Origin of the sequence: Xenorhabdus bovienii, assembly GCF_024721015.1 — a bacterium.
Lineage (GTDB): Bacteria > Pseudomonadota > Gammaproteobacteria > Enterobacterales > Enterobacteriaceae > Xenorhabdus > Xenorhabdus bovienii.
Genome location: NZ_JANAIF010000173.1, coordinates 1 through 2175, shown reverse-complemented (window position 1 = coordinate 2175; position 2175 = coordinate 1). Strand labels below are relative to the sequence as shown.

Here is a 2175-nt window from a genome sequence, read left to right as displayed (position 1 = left end):
CCGTGGAGTATGAGCTAAATACTCTATTGGAAGGTTATGGTGCTAAATTTGCAATTAATTTTTCTTGATTACTTAATGTCGTTGAAATTTTCAATTTTTTTATAATCACGTATAGATTTTTTATTCATTTTAAAACTCCTCAAGTGTGAATTTTCCGTCACGTTCCAGCGATCCATGATATTGCTTATATTTTAAAACTTTCTTTGGCGTATTTAAGGGATGAAATGCCTGATGCCAATGGCTTTGTAAACCGGATTTATTTGAAACATAGAATGATCCAAATTTGGCAACAAAGAAAGACAACATACCATAACAAATACCTTCTTCATTTATTGAGAATGTCGAAGTTTCTGTTGTTGAAATCTCGGTTAAATAGTCATAGTTTTTTATATTTGTGAGAGGGGTTAGCAATTTATTTTCGTAAATATGGGATCTGACAGGAAAGAAATTTTTTGTGCTATAACGATTAAGTGGCGATAAATCCAATCCTTTAATAATGGAAACATTATTGAGGCTATATATTTCTTTACTCTCTACAAGATAGCCATATTGCTCTATCTTATAGGGCATGATTATTGTTTGTGGTTGTGCGATTTTTTTAATATCTTCTGAAATACTATAGAAACCTTCACCTGTGACGCCACAATCAATAGTTTCAGTGAATATAATATCTGGCGTAAAATCAAGATCTCCATCATCTATAACTTTAGAACTTGACTTGTTTATTAAAGTAATACACTTATCGAGGTTATTTAATTTAAATATTGAGATTGCTTCTTTCGATAGTTGTTCATTTATTTCGCAAGTTAATACTTTTTTAGCGCCATATTTTGCAAACATCATTGATATTAACCCTGCGCCAGTACCAATTTCAAAAACATTTTTACCATTTAGATTCAATTCCTTAATGGCACTTTCTAAAGCTATTGTCCTCGCATTATCATTTAACATGGAGTAATGCCAATTATCAAATGACCTCACGCTACTATTAAGCATGATAGTACTCCTTACCTATTAACTAATGCATTTTTTTATAAATATCTAATTTTTATTTTTCATTTTAAGACTAATTAAATTTGTTATGAGTAGTAATAAATTGTCATACCCTTTTTTTGCAAATAAATAATGATATCTTGCGCGTAAACAACCATGTATCGCTTCATTTTCAATATTGACATAAACATTAATCCCGTTTTGTTTCATGCGATCTGATAGTGTTCTGACGTCATCAGACAACGGGTCAATGGCAGCAGACCAAAATACAGCAGGAGGTAATCCGGAAAGATTATCAGCGAGTAACGGAGATGCGTATTGGATGAGTTTTTTTTCATTTTGGCCAAGATATGATGTGGTAAAAAAATGCATTTCATCACAGAATGCTTTAGATACATCGCTGACTTTCTTTTGAGCCCATCGGTGAACATCCAATACAGGGTTGATTGCAATGGAGCCGGCCAGTTGTGGTAGATTATTATCTCGTAGCCAAAGGGGTAATGCTATCGCCCAGTTTCCACCGCAGCTCTCACCAGCAAAATAAATTTGGTCAATATTGATGCCTTTTTGTTTTGCAATCTGACGTATGAAAAGATAAACATCACAACAATCTTCAAGGGCAGCAGGATATGGATGCTCAGGGGCGAGACGGTAATTAAAAGCCACGACTCTGACATTAAGATCAAGTGCTAAATCTCTACCCATAGCATCAACAACACTCAGATCACCACTTACAAAACCACCACCGTGAGCATAGATAATACAGGGTAAAATTTGCTTTGATTCAAGCTGTTCATTAGGCGAATGAATTCGCATATCAAGTATTTTGTCTGTTACTGAACTTTTGAATTGCAGATCTTCAGAAACAGTTCCATCTCGTGGCTTTGGGGGGAACCGCGAAAATAGTGCTTTATAAGAAGATCTAACATAATCAATACTTTTAAAGTAAAAATCGGTATCCATTACGTTTGAGCATGTGTACTCGTAGTCTTTCATAGATTGTGTCAGTTTGGCTCTCATTTATTAATCCTTTTTGTTAAATGTAACAATATTGTTATAAATCCGAAAGACACCTAAAACACCCTGTTTTTTGCTCTTTAGCTTTTAGATGGTGTCGTCATGAGAAATTTCGTGCAATAATAATGCCCCACCATTCCATCATAAGAGTTGATTAACCATGAG

2 protein-coding genes are annotated in these 2175 nt (G+C 34.1%); both read right to left on the bottom strand.

Annotated elements, in window-relative coordinates; genetic code table 11:
* Window positions 1–129 precede the first annotated feature (129 nt).
* The gene (locus tag NXS07_RS19585) at window positions 130–996 is read right to left on the bottom strand and encodes a 50S ribosomal protein L11 methyltransferase (RefSeq protein WP_258087467.1); all 867 of its coding nucleotides are present in this window, start codon (window positions 994–996) and stop codon (window positions 130–132) included.
* 45 nt (window positions 997–1041) lie between these two features.
* Complete coding sequence (locus NXS07_RS19580) at window positions 1042–2013, bottom strand: alpha/beta hydrolase (RefSeq protein ID WP_258087466.1); 972 nt, start codon at window positions 2011–2013, stop codon at window positions 1042–1044.
* Between the last annotated feature and the right edge of the window lie 162 nt (window positions 2014–2175).

Excerpts from the sequence above, each read along its gene's own strand:
- NXS07_RS19585 (WP_258087467.1), bottom strand. The coding sequence starts at position 996 with ATGCTTAATAGTAGCGTGAGGTCATTTGATAATTGGCATTACTCCATG.
- NXS07_RS19580 (WP_258087466.1), bottom strand. The coding sequence starts at position 2,013 with ATGAGAGCCAAACTGACACAATCTATGAAAGACTACGAGTACACATGC.